Source organism: Bradyrhizobium iriomotense, from assembly GCF_030160715.1.
Lineage (GTDB): Bacteria > Pseudomonadota > Alphaproteobacteria > Rhizobiales > Xanthobacteraceae > Bradyrhizobium > Bradyrhizobium iriomotense.
The window spans coordinates 169380-184450 of the sequence record NZ_BSOW01000014.1 but is presented as its reverse complement, the minus strand read 5'-3'; the positions used below and the strand labels follow the sequence as shown (position 1 = coordinate 184450).

Here is a 15071-nt window from a genome sequence, read left to right as displayed (position 1 = left end):
CCGACACGAGTGACCCGATGGCCTTCGGACTATTTCGGAAGCGTCTGCCGGAACCGGCCGCGCCGGCGGCTCTCCCGCAGGCGGCCCAAGCCGTCGCCGGGCCCGTTGCCCCACCGGAGGGCGATTCGGCCAGGGAAATCCTGGAGCTTCTGGAACTCGAGCTCGGCGCGATGATCCGCCAGCTCGAGCGCGCCGCCCAATCGGTCGCCGGCGGGGCGGAAGCAACCGCCAACACGCTCGCGACCATCCGCGAGCGCACCGATGCGCTCACGGGGCGCAGCAGCGCCGCGCAATCAACCGCCACCACTTTCGCCAACGCGGCCGAGAAATTCACCCAGTCCGCGCAGGGCATCGGTGCCCAGGTCCGCGAGGCCGGCAAGCTCGCCGATGCTGCCAGCGCCGCTGCACAGGAGGCCCGCGCCAATGTCGATCGCCTGCGCGAATCCTCGGCTGCGATCGGCAACGTCGTCAACCTCATCGCGCAGATCGCGCGCCAGACCACTCTCCTTGCGCTGAATTCCACCATTGAGGCGGCGCGCGCCGGCGCGGCCGGGAAAGGCTTTGCCGTCGTTGCTACTGAGGTGAAGGCGCTCGCGGTGCAGACCCAGGGCGCGACCGAGGAGATCACCAAGAAGATCGAGGCACTGCAAAAGGACGCCGCAGGCTCGGCAGAAGCCGTGCACCGCATCTCACAGGCGATCGAGGCGATCCGCCCGGTGTTCGACACCGTCAACGGCGCGGTCGCCGAGCAGACCGCGACCACCAGCGAGGTCTCCGGCAACGCGGCGACCGCATCCCAATTCATCGTATCCGTCGGCGACAGCGCCGCCGAGATCGATGCCGCCACCAAGGCGGCGGAAGCCCATGGCGAAAGCGTCTCCAGCGCCGGCAAGGCGGTCACGACGTTCGCGCAGAAGCTGAAATCGCGCTGCGCGGTGCTGCTCAGGCAGAGCGACGGCGACGACCGCCGCAAGACCGAGCGGCTGCCCTGCCATCTCAAGCTCGAGATCGGGAGTGGCCGGGCCGCGATGCCGGTCTACGAGATTGCGATGGACGGCGTTCTGATCGGCGGCGCGGATGCGGTCAGACTTTCGGTGCACGAGACCATCGACGGCCTGCTCGGGGATGTCGGCGCCTGCCGCCTGCGCGTCACCGAGCAGTCCAAGGCCGGCGCACGGGCGCAGTTCCTCTCGCCCAATGCCGAGCTGCGCGAAAAGATCGAGGACAGGCTCTGGTCGATCCACGAGGAGAACATGGAGTTCGTGACCCGCGCGATGGAAGCGGGCGCTGCGCTGACGAAGATCTTCGAGCAGGCGGTCGCGCGCGGCGAGGTCAGGCTCGATGATCTCTTCGACACCGATTACGTGGAAATGTCAGGCACCAACCCGGTGCAATACCGCACCAGATATCTCGACTGGGCCGACCGCGCCCTCCCCTCCTTCCAGGAAGCATTTCTGGCGAGGGATCCACGCATGGCGTTCTGCGCCATGGTCGACCGCAACGGCTTCCTGCCGGTGCACAACAAGATCTATTCGCATCTGCAGCGCCCGGGTGACGTCGCCTGGAACACAGCGAATAGCCGCAACCGGCGCATCTTCAACGACCCGGCGGGCCTCGCTGCGGCGCGCAATCTGCGCTCTTACCTGGTGCAGAGCTACGCGCGCGACATGGGCAACGGCAATACCGTAATGATGCGCGAGATCGACGTGCCGATCCGCGTGCAGGGCCGGCACTGGGGCGGGTTCCGGACGGCCTACAAGCTCTAAAGCATGATCCGGGGAAGTACGGGGCGCTTCCGAAAAGACCATGCACAAACAAAGACCTAAAGCGCGATGACAATTCAACCCGACGTCATCGCGCTTGAGTGCACGCTCAGGCAAGACGGCAAAGCGCGAATCAGCATTAAAACGAATCACGTTTTGAAATGAAAATGGGTATGCCGCAGTGAGTCGATTGGCGACTCCGACCGGAGGAAGTTCGAACATGTCCGTCGTGCAGCGTGCAGTCATGGACACGTCATCCAACCGGACGTTGGCCGAACGACTCGTGGATCAGCTCGCCGATCGCATCGGCGGCCTCGGGGTTGAGCTCGCCGACGTCGCCGGCAACGTCCAGGAGGTCGCGAACCGCGTCGCCAGCCAGTCGGAGCGATTCCACCATTTGCAGAAGACGGCGGAGACGATGGTCTCGGCCAATCGCGAGATCGCCAATGCCTCGCAGGCGGTGCAATCGACGACATCCACCGCGGTCAGCGAGATCGCGCAGTCCCGCGAGGTGGTCGAGACCGCGGTCAGCCACATCTCCGAGCTCGTCGCAGCCGTCACTCGCATCGAGGCGCGGCTCGCCGCGGTCGGCTCCGCGCTGAGCCAGGTCGCCAAGGTCTCCGGCTCGATCGAGGCGATTGCGAAGCAGACCAACCTGCTCGCGCTCAACGCCACGATCGAGGCGGCGCGCGCCGGCAGCGCCGGCCGCGGCTTCGCCGTGGTGGCGAGCGAGGTGAAGAACCTTGCGGAAGCAACCCGCCAGGCCACCCAGCAGATCTCGGACACGGTGCGCGATCTCGACGGCCAGATCGGGAGCCTGATCGGCGAAAGCGGCGATGCCTCGCTGCGGGCGAAGAACGCCGGCGAAGGCGCGCAGCAGATCTCCGGCATCATCTCGCGCGTGCAGCAGGGCTTTGCGTCCGTGGGCGCGGAGATCGATGGCGTCGCGCGCGCCGCGACCTCCAATCTCGGCCATTGCGACACCGTGATCTCGCAACTCAGCGAGCTCGCCAAGGGCGTCGACCTCTCCTCGCGCGACCTCAGGAATGCCGACGAGCGGGTAGCAAGACTGCTCGACACCTCCGAGGGCCTGATCGCGCTGATCGCCAACAGCGGCGTGGAGACGTCGGACGCGCCGCTGATCCGTGTGGTCGTCGACACCGCCAGGCGCATCTCGACCGAGTTCGAGGCGGCGATCGACCGCGGCGAGATCACGCTCAATCAGCTCATGGACGAAACCTATCGCGAGGTTCCAGGCACCGATCCCAAGCAATTTCTCACCAGCTATGTCGACTTCACCGACCGTGTGCTGCCGGCAATCCAGGATCCGATCCAGAAGTCAGACCCGCGCATCGTGTTCTGCGTCGCCTGGGCGAAGGGCGGCTATCTGCCGACCCACAATCCGAACTATCGCCTGCCGCAGGGCAAGGACCCCGTCTGGAACAACGCCAATTGCCGCAACCGCCGCCTGTTCAACGACCGCGCGGTGAAGAAGGTCGCGGCGAACACAAAACCTTTCCTGCTGCAGACCTATCGCCGTGACATGGGCGGCGGCCAGTTCGTGCTGATGAAGGATCTGTCCTCGCCGATCGTCGTGAAGGGCAAGCACTGGGGCGCGTTCCGGATGGGATTTCGGCAGGGGTGAGGTCGCTCAGGCAGCGGTCAGCGCTCTCTCCGTAAAGCGCGACCAATGTCGTCCCGGCGAAGGCCGGGACCCATAACCACAGCCAGTAGTTTGGCGAAGGCTCGTCGTTCGGGACGAGCACCGTCCACTATCGCGGGATCCCGCGGTATGGGTCCCAGCCTTCGCCAAGCCTTCGCCGGGACGACTCGGAGTGTGTGGCGCCGATCAGCTCAACCAGAACCTCGGCGTCGCCGGCTCGAGCCGGCCACCCGCGCGAACTGGCGCAATCTTCAGCGCAAGGCCCGTTGCATCATCGGTCTCCACCGCGACCCCGCTCAGCGTCGCCGTGCCCATCGCGGGCTCGAAACGGCCGGAGGGAATCCCGGAGATGAAGCGGCGCAGCGGCTCTTCCTTCTGCATGCCGATGATCGAATCGTAGTCGCCGGTCATGCCGGCATCGGTCATGTAGGCGGTGCCGCCGGGAAGGATCTGGTGATCGGCGGTCGGCACATGCGTATGCGTGCCGACGACGAGGCTGGCGCGGCCGTCGCAGAAGAAGCCGATGCCCTGCTTCTCGCTGGTCGCCTCGCAATGGAAATCGACCACGATCGCATCGGCCGCCTCGCGCAACGGACAGGCGCCGAGCTCGCGCTCGAGCGCAGCGAAGGGATCGTCGAACGGCGTCATGAAGACACGGCCCAGCGCGTTGACGACGAGCGCGCGGCGGCCGTTCTTGGTCTCGACCAGAGCCGCACCGCGGCCCGGCGTGCCGCGCGGATAGTTCGCCGGTCGCACAAGGCGCTCGGCGCGCTCGATGAACACCAGCGCCTCGCGCTGGTCCCAGGAATGGTTGCCGAGCGTGACCGCGTCGGCGCCGGCGTCGAGCAGCTCCTGATAGATCGCTTCCGTGATACCGAAACCGCCGGCGGAATTTTCACCGTTGACGACGACGAAATCGAGTGACCAGTCGCGAACCATATTGGGCAGATGCTCGGCGATCGCCGCACGGCCGGCCCGGCCAACGACGTCACCCACGAAGAGAATGCGCAACTTCAGAACTCCGGAAATCGAACACGTCGGTTTCCGTTAGCACATAATCCAGCGCGACGTCGTGCGATAGTGCGGGAACAGCCTCGATCTCCTGTGCCGCAAACGCGAGCCCGATGCCGACGACATGCTTGGTCTTGCGCAAATGCGCGAAGGTGAAATCGTAATGTCCCGCGCCGTAGCCGATGCGGTGGCCGAGACGGTCGAACGCGGCGAGCGGCGTCAGCATGAAGTCGGGGATGACCTCGGCCGCCGCCGGCGACGGCTCGGGAATGCCGAGCGGGCCGAGCATCAGCCGGTCGCTCGGATGCCAGATGCGGAAGATCAGCGACTTGCCGCGCGTGGTGACGCAAGGCAGCGCCAGCCGCGCACCTTCGGCCGCGAGCTTCTGCATCAGGGGCACCGGATCGATCTCGCTGCGGATCGGCGAATAGCCGGAGACGATGCTGCCGGGCGCGATCTCGAACGGCACGCCGCGCTTGCCGAGCTTTGCGGCGGCGGCGGCGCGCTTCTTCTCGCTGAGCGCATCGCGCTTGGCGAGAGCCTTGGCACGGAGTTCGGCTTTGGAGTTGGTCATCAGCGTTTTCCCTGAGGCAGAACCTTGTTCTGCCGTCATCGCCCGCGAAGGCGGGCGATCCAGTATTCCAGAGACGCCAGAGCATGAACCTCGACAGCGCGGCGTACTGGATGCCCCGCTTTCGCGGGGGCATGACACCGAAACCAAATTCAACCGCAAGCGTGTCAGGGACGCAAATTAGAAGGCCACAAACCAAGTAAACACAAGCGCGAAGCCGCAAACGCCGTTGAAGCACTCGATCCCGGAGTTCCCTACGAAAGTAGGTGGGCACCATATGTCCGAGCCCACGGGCCCGGCCAGGGACAGTTCCCTAAAGGATCGATAAGGCCCCGGGGATATATGGCTCCTGACGCGCGCCACAGCTTCGCTTGGCGCAATCTAACAACGATGCTGACGAATCGCCAGCCCACCTTTGATCGTCAGCCGATCGCGATCCCGTTGCCCACGGTCCGGTTCAGCACCTGGGTCGATTTCTCGATGCGCTCGGCGGCCGCATTCAGCGCGTTGACCACCGCGGTCTGCGTCATCCGGGCGCGCTCGGCGGCGGCGTTGCGGAAATCCCTCAGCTCGTTCACCTCGGCTTCCAGCGTCCGGACGCGATTTCCCGCATCGACCAGCTCGTCGCATACGGTCAGCGCCGCCATCACGGTGAGCCGCGCATCGCCGATCTCGCCGAACTTTCCGCGCAGATTCTGGATTCGCGACTCGAGGCTTTCGGCGAGCTTGAGCAGCCGCACCTCCTGCCCTTCCTCGCAGGCCATGCGATATTGCCGGCCGTTGATGGTGACGTTGATGTGGCTCATCCATCCTCTCCGGTATCGAGCACCGAACGTATCGTGACGATCGCAGCATCCAGCCGATCGGAGACTTCGCGATTGGTGCGCTCGAGCTTGCGCGCCTTCATCAGCGCACCGTCGAGTTCGTCGGCCAAACGCGAGCGATCCGTGCCCAGCGCCTGGATGCGCGTCGCAAGCTCGTTCTCGTCGCGATCGGCATCGCGCCGTCGCTCGACCGCGCTCTCCAGCGAGTCGAGCGCGGCCGTGAGTCTGCGAGTCGCGATTTCGATCTCGACGGCGGCGGATTCCGTCATGGCGGAACTGTTGGCAGCGCGATCGCTCATGCAGTCAGCGGCGGACCTCTAAGTTGGCTTACCGCCCGGCAAAAGACTCGGTTCGGCAAGCGGTTAGAAGCAGAAATTTACGTGGCAGGGAAGCTAAGCGCAACGCCGCCTTGAAACTATGCACTGCTAAGCAACTTTTACGGCCAACCCCACGTTCGATTGCCTTGGACTCCCGGAACCGAGATGCTATCCAGCGCCCGACCCTCGACGGCCGAAAGGCTCCTTCCCGCGCGGGCGTGCACCGCCACCAAGCGCCTCATTTCAGACGGATTTCAGACATGACGCAGGTCGACCCCACCCGTATGGCCAATGCGATCCGCGGGCTTTCGATGGACGCGGTCGAGAAGGCCAAGTCCGGCCATCCCGGCCTGCCGATGGGCGCCGCCGACATCGCGACCGTGCTGTTCACGCAGTTCCTGAAATTCGACACCCAGGCCCCCGCCTGGCCCGACCGCGACCGCTTCGTGCTGTCGGCCGGCCACGGCTCGATGCTGCTCTACTCGCTGCTGTTCCTGACCGGCAATCCGGACATGACGCTGGACCAGCTCAAGCAGTTCCGCCAGCTCGGCTCGCTCACCCCCGGCCACCCCGAGAACTTCCACACCAAGGGCATCGAGACCACCACCGGCCCGCTCGGCCAGGGCATTTCCACCGCGGTCGGCATGGCGCTCGCCGAGAAGATGCTGGCGGCCGAGTTCGGCAAGAAGATCGTCGACCACCACACCTACGTTCTTGCCTCCGACGGCGACCTGATGGAGGGCGTGTCGCAGGAAGCGATCGCCATGGCCGGGCACTGGAAGCTGAACAAGCTGATCGTGCTCTATGACGACAACGGCATCTCGATCGACGGCCCGACCTCGATCGCAGACTCGGTCGATCAGGTGAAGCGCTTCAAGTCGGCGGGCTGGGCCGCCGAGAAGATCGACGGCCAGGACCAGGCCGCGATCACAGCCGCAATCACGCGCGCAAAAAAGTCCAACAAGCCGACGCTGATCGCCTGCCGCACCACCATCGGCTATGGCGCGCCGCATAAGGCCGGCACCGCGAAGGTGCATGGCGAGGCGCTCGGCGCCGACGAGCTCAAGGCCGCCAAGGAAAATCTCGGCATCTCGCTCGAGCCGTTCTCGGTGCCCGACGACGTGCTCCAGGCCTGGCGCGCGGCTGGCAGCCGTGGCGCGGCTGCGCGGCAGGAGTGGGAAGCGCGGATTGGCGAACTCGGCAGCCGCAAGCGCGCCGAGTTCGAGCGCCGCGTGCGCCACGAGCGTCCCGCCTCGCTGGCAAAGGCGCTGAAGGCGCACAAGAAGGGCCTGCTGGAAAATCCGCTCAACGTCGCGACGCGCAAATCCTCGGAAGCAGCGATCGAGGCGATCGCCGCCGCGATGCCGATGGAGTTCTTGGCAGGTTCGGCCGATCTCACCGGCTCCAACAACAACAAGGCGAAATCGGCGACAGCCTTCTCCGCCAAGACGCCGAAGGGCCGCTTCGTCCATTACGGCATCCGCGAGCACGGCATGTGTGCCGCCATGAACGGCATCTTCCTGCACGGCGGCTTCGCGCCGAATGGCGCGACCTTCCTGGTGTTCACGGACTACGCACGGCCCGCGATGCGGATCGCCGCCCTGATGGGCGCGGGCGTCGTGTACGTGATGACTCACGATTCCATCGGCCTCGGCGAGGACGGCCCGACCCATCAGCCGGTCGAGCATCTCGCCGCGTTGCGCGCCATTCCGAACATGCGCGTGTTCCGCCCCTGCGACTCCATCGAGGTCGCCGAGTGCTGGGAGCTGGCGCTCAACCGCGTCGACGGGCCGACGGTGCTGGCGCTGACGCGCCAGAACCTGCCGCAGCTGCGCAGCTCCGCCAACGAGAACCCCTGCCAGCACGGCGCCTATGAGCTGGTCGCCGCGCAAGGCGAAGCCAAGGCGACGCTGTTCGCCTCGGGCTCCGAGGTCGAGATCGCGGTCGCCGCCCAGAAGCAGCTCGCCGAGCGCGGCATCCCGACGCGGGTGGTCTCGGTGCCCTCGCTCGAGCTCTTGTTAGCGCAACCAGAGGCGAAGCGTGCCGCCATCATCGGCAAGACGCCGGTCAAGGTCGCAATCGAGGCCGCAGTGCGCTGGGGCTGGGATGCCGTGATCGGCCAGGATGGTGAATTTATCGGCATGCATTCCTTCGGCGCGAGCGCGCCTGCCAAGGATCTTTACAAGCACTTTGGAATTACTGCCGAGGCTGCGGTTAACGCTGTCCTGAAGCGCGTTTCCTGAGAGTTGAGCTTGCCGGAAAAAAGGACTACCAAGCTCTCCATATGATCAAGTACCGCCCGGCCGAACCGGGCGTCCGCCCTAAAAAACCCTCGCAGGCGCGCTAGCTGCGTTCTGCGGGACGACAACGGTCATTGAAGGAGACGAAAGATGGCAGTCCGCGTTGCAATTAACGGTTTTGGCCGCATCGGCCGCAACATCCTGCGGGCCATCGCCGAGTCCGGCCGCAAGGACGTCGAGGTGGTCGCCATCAACGATCTCGGACCGGTCGAGACCAATGCGCATCTGCTTCGCTTCGACTCCGTGCACGGCCGCTTCCCGGGAACCGTGACCGTCGATGGCGACACGATCAACCTCGGCACCGGCAAGATCAAGGTGACCGCCGAGCGCGATCCCTCGAAGCTGCCCTGGAAGGATCTCGGCGTCGATATCGCGATGGAGTGCACCGGCATCTTCACCGCCAAGGAGAAGGCCTCCGCGCACCTGACCGCCGGCGCCAAGCGCGTGCTGGTCTCCGCGCCCGCTGACGGCGCCGATGCGACCATCGTCTACGGTGTCAACCACGAGACGCTGACCAAGGATCACCTGGTCGTCTCCAACGGCTCCTGCACCACCAACTGCCTCGCGCCGGTCGCCAAGGTCCTCAACGACCTCGTCGGCATCGAGACCGGCTTCATGACCACGATCCACGCCTACACCGGCGACCAGCCGACGCTGGACACGCTGCACAAGGATCTCTACCGCGGCCGCGCCGCGGCGATGTCGATGATCCCGACCTCGACGGGCGCTGCGAAGGCGATCGGATTGGTGCTGCCGGAGTTGAAGGGCAAGCTCGACGGCGTCGCGATCCGCGTGCCGACCCCGAACGTCTCGGTCGTCGACCTCAAGATCGTCGCCAAGCGCGCCACCGACGCCAAGGAAATCAACGCGGCGATGAAGCGCGCCTCGGAGCAGCAGCTCAAGGGCATCCTCGGCTACACCACGGCGCCGAACGTCTCGATCGACTTCAACCACGACCCGCACTCCTCCACGTTCCACGAGGACCAGACCAAGGTGCAGAACGGCACGCTGGTGCGCGTGATGTCCTGGTACGACAATGAGTGGGGCTTCTCGAACCGCATGGCCGACACCGCCGTTGCGATGTCGAAGGTGATCTAAGAACGTAGGTCTCGTGTCCCGGACGCGGTGCAGCGCGCTTGCGCTGCTCCGCGGAGCCGGGACCCATCTCCCCGCCCAGGTCCCGGTTCTGCTGCGCACCGCTTCGCGCTGCGCAGCGCCCGGGACAAGAGAGAGTGTCCGATGGCGAACAAATTTCGCACCCTCGACGACGTCGACGTGAAGGGCAAACGCGTGCTGCTGCGCGTCGATCTCAACGTGCCCATGGACAACGGGCGCGTTACCGACGCAACCAGGCTCGAGCGCGTCGCGCCCACCATCACCGAGCTCTCCGACAAAGGCGGCAAGGTCATCCTGCTGGCACATTTTGGCCGGCCGAAAGGCCGCGACGCCAAGGACTCGCTGAAGCCGGTTGCGGAGGCGCTGTCCAAGGTGATCAAGAAGCCCGTCGCCTTTGCCGACGACTGCATCGGCGAGCCTGCGGCCAAGGCCGTGGCGGCGCTGAGCGACGGCGACATCCTGTGCCTGGAAAACACCCGCTTCCACAAGGAAGAGGAAAAGAACGATCCCACCTTCGTCGCGGAGCTCGCCAAGCTCGGCGACGTCTGGGTCAATGACGCATTCTCCGCCGCGCACCGCGCTCACGCCTCGACCGAAGGCCTCGGCCACAAGCTGCCGGCCTATGCGGGCCGCACCATGCAGGCCGAGCTCGATGCGCTGGGGAAGGCGCTGGAAGCGCCGACCAAGCCGGTGATCGCGATCATCGGCGGCGCAAAAGTCTCGACCAAGATCGACCTGTTGGAAAACCTCGTCAGCAAGGTCGACGCGCTCGTGATCGGCGGCGGCATGGCCAACACCTTCCTGCACGCCCAGGGCGTCGCGGTCGGCAAGTCGCTGGCCGAGAAGGATCTCGCCGCGACTGCGCTGCGCATCATGGAGAAGGCCGAGGCCGCGAACTGCGCAATCATCCTCCCCGTGGACGCGACCGTCGCCTATCATTTCGCCGCCAACGCGCCCTCGCATGCCTATGGCCTCGATGCGATCCCGGCCGACGGCATGATCCTCGACGTCGGCCCGCAATCGGTCGTGCGCGTCCAGGCCGCGATTGACGATGCGGCAACCCTGGTCTGGAACGGCCCGTTGGGAGCCTTCGAGCTGCAGCCGTTCGACCGCGGCACTGTGGCGGCGGCCAAGCACGCCGCCGAACGCACCAAGGCCAAGAAGCTGATCTCGATCGCGGGCGGCGGCGATACCGTCGCGGCGCTCAACCAGGCCGGCGTCGGCTCCGATTTCACCTATGTCTCGACCGCCGGTGGCGCATTTCTTGAATGGATGGAAGGCAAGCCCCTGCCCGGCGTCGAGGTTTTGCGCACCAAGTAAGTTGCTGGCCGGAAAGGCTCAAACGGGAGAAAAAGACAGATGGCTCGGATCACGTTGCGTCAATTGCTCGACCATGCTGCGGAGAACGATTACGGCGTACCGGCCTTCAACATCAACAATATGGAGCAGGCCTTAGCGATCATGGACGCGGCCAACCAGGTCGACGCGCCCGTCATCATCCAGGCCTCGCGCGGCGCGCGCTCCTACGCCAACGACGTCATGCTCAAGCACATGATGGACGCGGTGACCGAGATCTATCCGCACATCCCGGTCTGCGTGCATCTCGACCACGGCAACGAGCCCGCGACCTGCATGACCGCGATCCAGGCCGGCTTCACCTCGGTGATGATGGACGGCTCGCTGAAGGCCGACGGCAAGACCCCAGGCGACTGGGGCTACAATGTCGGCGTCACCAAGACCGTGACCGACATGGCCCATCTCGGCGGCATCTCGGTGGAAGGCGAACTCGGTGTGCTCGGCTCGCTCGAGACCGGCATGGGTGACAAGGAAGACGGCCACGGTGCCGAGGGCAAGCTCAGCCACGACCAACTCCTGACTAATCCGGACGAGGCCGTGAAGTTCGTCCAGGAGACCCAGGTCGACGCGCTCGCGATCGCGATGGGGACTTCTCACGGCGCTTACAAATTTACCCGCAAGCCGGACGGCGACATCCTCGCCGTGAACGTGATCGAGGAGATCCACCGCAAGCTGCCGAACACGCATCTCGTGATGCACGGCTCCTCGTCGGTGCCGCAGGAGCTTCAGGAGATCATCAACGCCAACGGCGGCAAGATGAAGCCGACCTGGGGCGTGCCGGTCGCCGAGATCCAGCGCGGGATCAAGAACGGCGTGCGCAAGATCAACATCGACACCGACAACCGCATGGCGATGACCGGCCAGATTCGCAAGGTCCTGAAGGACAATCCGGAAGAGTTCGATCCGCGCAAGTACCTGAAGCCGGCGATGGAAGCCATGACCAAGCTGTGCAAGCAGCGGCTCCAGGAGTTCAACACGGCGGGGCAAGCCTCCAAGATCAAGCGCGTCCTGACCACCGCCGAAATGGCCAAGCGCTACGCCAAGGGCGAGCTCAACCCGAAGATCGCGTAAGCGAGCGAAGACACTCCCTCCCGTCATTCCGGGGCACGCGAAGCGTGAGCCCGGAATCCATAACCACAGCCTGGGGTATGGATTCCGGGCCTGCGCCTTTCGGCGCATCCCGGAATGACAGTGGCCCCCTCTACCCTGCGACCAACGTTAACTCGGCAATTGCCCGAGAACGGTCTATTTTCGCGGGCAAGGCAGAATCGTTTTGGGAGGACCTCTCGATGAATCTGACTGAGCTCAACAAGGTCGCACAGGCCATGGTTACGCCCGGCAAGGGCATCCTCGCCGCCGACGAATCCTCCGGCACCATCAAGAAGCGTTTTGACGCAATCGGCGTGGAATCCACCGAAGACAATCGCCGCGATTACCGCGAGATGCTGTTTCGCGCCAAGGACGCCATGAGCCAGCACATCTCCGGCGTCATCCTCTATGACGAGACGATCTGGCAAACGGCCCGGGACGGCACCCCGCTGGTGAAGCTGATCGAAGAGAGCGGCGCCATTCCCGGCATCAAGGTCGATGAAGGCACGCAAGCCCTGCCGATGTGCCCCGGCGAGCTCGTCACGGTCGGCCTCGACAAGCTCGCCGAGCGCCTGAAGAAATACTACGAGCGCGGTGCGCGCTTTGCCAAATGGCGCGCGGTAATCGACATCGGCAGCGGCACTGACGGCCGGGGCATCCCCTCGATGACCGCGATCAGCGTCAATGCGCATGCGCTCGCGCGCTACGCCACGCTGTGCCAGGCCGCGCAGATCGTGCCGATCGTCGAGCCGGAGGTGCTGATGGACGGCGACCACGACATTGACCGCTGCTATGACGTCACGCAGCGTGTGCTCAACAAGACGTTCCAGGAATTGCGCGTGCAGCGCGTCGCGCTCGAAGGCATGGTGCTGAAGCCCAACATGGCGGTCTCCGGCAAGAAGTGCGGCAAGCAGGCCTCCGTTGCGGAGGTCGCCGAGAAGACCGTGCGCCTGCTCAAGGCCTGCGTGCCGGCCGCAGTGCCCGGCATCGCCTTCCTCTCCGGCGGTCAGTCGGACGAGGAGGCGACCGCGCATCTCGATGCCATGAACAGGCTCGGGCCGCTGCCGTGGCGGCTGACCTTCTCCTACGGCCGCGCGCTCCAGGCCGCGCCGCAGAAGGCCTGGTCGGGCAAGGCGGAAAACGTCGCGGCAGGTCAAAGGGCCTTCGCCCATCGCGCGCGGATGAACGCACTCGCCAGCCGCGGCGAATGGGACAGCGGGTTAGAGAAGAAGGCGGCCTAGACTTGTCGAACAATTCCGCTCCCGCGCGCCCGGCGCCGCGGCTTTATCTCGCGACGCCGCTCGTCGACGATCCCGTCTCGCTCCTCGGTGAGCTGCCCGCTTTGCTCGCCGCCGCCGACGTCGCAGCCGTGCTGGTGCGGCTGAAGGAAACCGACCAGCGCACGATGATCACGCGGGTGAAGGCGCTGGCGCCGGTCGTCCAGAAGGCCGGCGCGGCGCTGCTGCTCGACGGCCATGTCGAGCTGGTCGCGCGCGGGGGCGCCGACGGCGCGCATCTAACCGGGATCGCCGCGTTGGAGGACGAAATGCCCTCGCTGAAGCCGGATCGGATCGCCGGTGTCGGCGGGCTCACGACGCGGCACGATTCCATGTCCGCCGGTGAAATGGGCGCGGATTACGTGCTGTTCGGCGAGCCCGACGCGGAAGGACAGCGTCCGTCGGCGCAGGCGATCGCGGAGCGGCTGGACTGGTGGGCCGAGCTGTTCGAGCCGCCCTGCGTCGGCTTTGCCACCTCGACGGCGGAAGCCTTCGAATTCGCCGCCGCGGGTGCGGATTTCGTGCTGGTCGGCGATTTCATCTGGGCCGATCCGCGCGGGCCGAAGGCTGCGCTGGTCGATGCGGAAGCCGCGATCAAGAAGGCCTATGCGGATGCACCCGCAGGCGGGAGCATGGCTAGCAGCCGATCATGAAGCTCCTGCTGTTCACATCGTTCCTGGCTCTGTTGCTCCTCGCCGTGCCCGCCGCCGCACAGCTCTCGCTGACGCCGCCTACGGCAACGCCGAGCCCTGCGCCCGAGAAGCCCAAGGAAAAACCTGAAATCAAGCCGCACGCGGTCACCAAGAAGAAGGAGGCGACGCCGGCGCCAAAGCCCTCGGCTTCGCCGAGTCCACCGCCGGCCGCGACCGTGATCCCGGCGCCGCCGACCGACAATTCCAACGCCGATCTCGTGTACGGCGCCTATCAGCGCGGGCAATACAAGACCGCGTTCGATCTCGCCACCGCGCGCGCGCAAGGAGGCGATCCCAAGGCGATGACCATGCTGGGCCAGCTCTATTCCAACGCGCTCGGCATCAAGCGCGATTACCCCAAAGCGGTCGAGTGGTACAAGCGAGCCTCCGATGCGGGTGACCGTGAAGCGATGTTCGAGCTGGCGATGATGCGCATGGCCGGTCGCGGCGGCCCGGTCGACAAGGGCGATGCAGTCAAGCTGCTCGCCTCCGCCGCCAAGCTCGGCGAGGCCAAGGCCGCCTATAATCTCGCACTGCTTTATCTCGACGGGCAGACGCTGCCGCAGGACGTCCGACGCTCGGCCGAGCTGCTCCGCCAGGCCGCGGATGCAGGGCTGCCCGAGGCGCAATACGCGCTCGCGACCTTCTACAAGGAAGGCACCGGCGTGCCGAAGGACATCGAACGGGCGGTGCGGCTGCTCCAGGCCGCCTCGCTCGCCGACAATGTCGATGCCGAGGTCGAATATGCGATCGCGCTGTTCAACGGCACCGGCACGCCGAAGAACCAGCCCGCGGCAGTGGCGTTGCTTCGCAAGGCGGCCCGGCAAAACAGCCCGATCGCGCAGAACCGGCTGGCCTGGGTGCTGATCAACGGCGTGGGCACGCAGGCCGACAAGGTCGAGGGCTTCAAATGGCACCTGGTCGCGAAGACCGGCGGCAAGGGGGATCCCGATCTCGACAAGCAATTGACCGATCTGCCCCCCGACGACCGGGCCAAGGCCGAGGCCGCCGCGAAGAAATGGCTCGGGACCAAATGACTTGACGCGGGACCTGCCGCAGGGCACCCAGTCCCCTAAATCTGACGGCTTTCGG

General features: G+C 65.6%; 13 protein-coding genes and 1 other RNA gene. 9 read left to right on the top strand and 5 right to left on the bottom strand.

The features are described 5' to 3' along the window. The first annotated feature begins 17 nt into the window (after positions 1-17). Both QQL28_RS21175 and QQL28_RS21170 read left to right on the top strand, forming a co-directional pair. Complete coding sequence (locus QQL28_RS21175; RefSeq protein ID WP_284268383.1) at positions 18-1766, top strand: methyl-accepting chemotaxis protein; 1749 nt, start codon at positions 18-20, stop codon at positions 1764-1766. Positions 1767-1983: 217 nt separating this feature from the next. Beyond that, a complete protein-coding gene (locus QQL28_RS21170) occupies positions 1984-3408 on the top strand; it encodes a methyl-accepting chemotaxis protein (RefSeq protein WP_284268382.1) in 1425 nt (474 codons plus the stop codon). A gap of 204 nt (positions 3409-3612) precedes the next feature. On the opposite strand, the gene QQL28_RS21165 is transcribed toward QQL28_RS21170, so the two are convergent. The 5 genes from QQL28_RS21165 to QQL28_RS21145 all read right to left on the bottom strand — a co-directional run bounded on the left by QQL28_RS21165 (position 3613) and on the right by QQL28_RS21145 (position 6131). After that, on the bottom strand, positions 3613-4437 hold the full coding sequence (locus QQL28_RS21165) for a TIGR00282 family metallophosphoesterase (protein WP_284268381.1): 825 nt from the start codon (positions 4435-4437) through the stop codon (positions 3613-3615). After that, a complete protein-coding gene (locus QQL28_RS21160) occupies positions 4415-5011 on the bottom strand; it encodes a 5-formyltetrahydrofolate cyclo-ligase (protein ID WP_284268380.1) in 597 nt (198 codons plus the stop codon). The genes QQL28_RS21165 and QQL28_RS21160 overlap by 23 nt, the downstream gene beginning before the upstream one ends. A gap of 207 nt (positions 5012-5218) precedes the next feature. After that, positions 5219-5379, bottom strand: a non-coding RNA gene (gene ssrS, locus QQL28_RS21155) — 6S RNA. A gap of 51 nt (positions 5380-5430) precedes the next feature. Further along, positions 5431-5814: a cell division protein ZapA gene (locus tag QQL28_RS21150; RefSeq protein ID WP_284268379.1), complete on the bottom strand. Its 384-nt coding sequence runs from the start codon at positions 5812-5814 to the stop codon at positions 5431-5433. Then, the gene (locus QQL28_RS21145) at positions 5811-6131 is read right to left on the bottom strand and encodes a DUF4164 domain-containing protein (protein WP_431309624.1); all 321 of its coding nucleotides are present in this window, start codon (positions 6129-6131) and stop codon (positions 5811-5813) included. Before QQL28_RS21145 ends, QQL28_RS21150 begins: the two co-directional genes overlap by 4 nt. A 278-nt stretch (positions 6132-6409) precedes the next feature. Between QQL28_RS21145 and tkt the strand changes: the two genes are divergently transcribed. The 7 genes from tkt to QQL28_RS21110 all read left to right on the top strand — a co-directional run bounded on the left by tkt (position 6410) and on the right by QQL28_RS21110 (position 15016). Beyond that, positions 6410-8392 carry a transketolase gene (tkt, locus tag QQL28_RS21140; RefSeq protein WP_284268377.1) on the top strand — a complete coding sequence of 661 codons (1983 nt, stop codon included), beginning with the start codon at positions 6410-6412 and terminating at the stop codon, positions 8390-8392. A 147-nt stretch (positions 8393-8539) separates the two neighbouring features. Then, complete coding sequence (gap, locus tag QQL28_RS21135) at positions 8540-9547, top strand: type I glyceraldehyde-3-phosphate dehydrogenase (protein WP_284268375.1); 1008 nt, start codon at positions 8540-8542, stop codon at positions 9545-9547. Between the two features lie 141 nt (positions 9548-9688). After that, entirely contained in the window at positions 9689-10885 is a 1197-nt protein-coding gene (locus QQL28_RS21130) for a phosphoglycerate kinase (RefSeq protein ID WP_284268373.1), read from the top strand. A gap of 39 nt (positions 10886-10924) precedes the next feature. Continuing rightward, positions 10925-11992, top strand: a complete 1068-nt coding sequence (gene fba, locus QQL28_RS21125; protein WP_284268370.1) for a class II fructose-bisphosphate aldolase — start codon at positions 10925-10927, stop codon at positions 11990-11992. A gap of 218 nt (positions 11993-12210) precedes the next feature. Beyond that, positions 12211-13251: a class I fructose-bisphosphate aldolase gene (locus QQL28_RS21120; RefSeq protein WP_284268368.1), complete on the top strand. Its 1041-nt coding sequence runs from the start codon at positions 12211-12213 to the stop codon at positions 13249-13251. A 2-nt stretch (positions 13252-13253) separates the two neighbouring features. Continuing rightward, complete coding sequence (locus QQL28_RS21115; RefSeq protein ID WP_284268366.1) at positions 13254-13940, top strand: thiamine phosphate synthase; 687 nt, start codon at positions 13254-13256, stop codon at positions 13938-13940. Further along, entirely contained in the window at positions 13937-15016 is a 1080-nt protein-coding gene (locus QQL28_RS21110; protein ID WP_284268364.1) for a tetratricopeptide repeat protein, read from the top strand. Before QQL28_RS21115 ends, QQL28_RS21110 begins: the two co-directional genes overlap by 4 nt. The last annotated feature ends 55 nt before the right edge of the window (positions 15017-15071 follow it).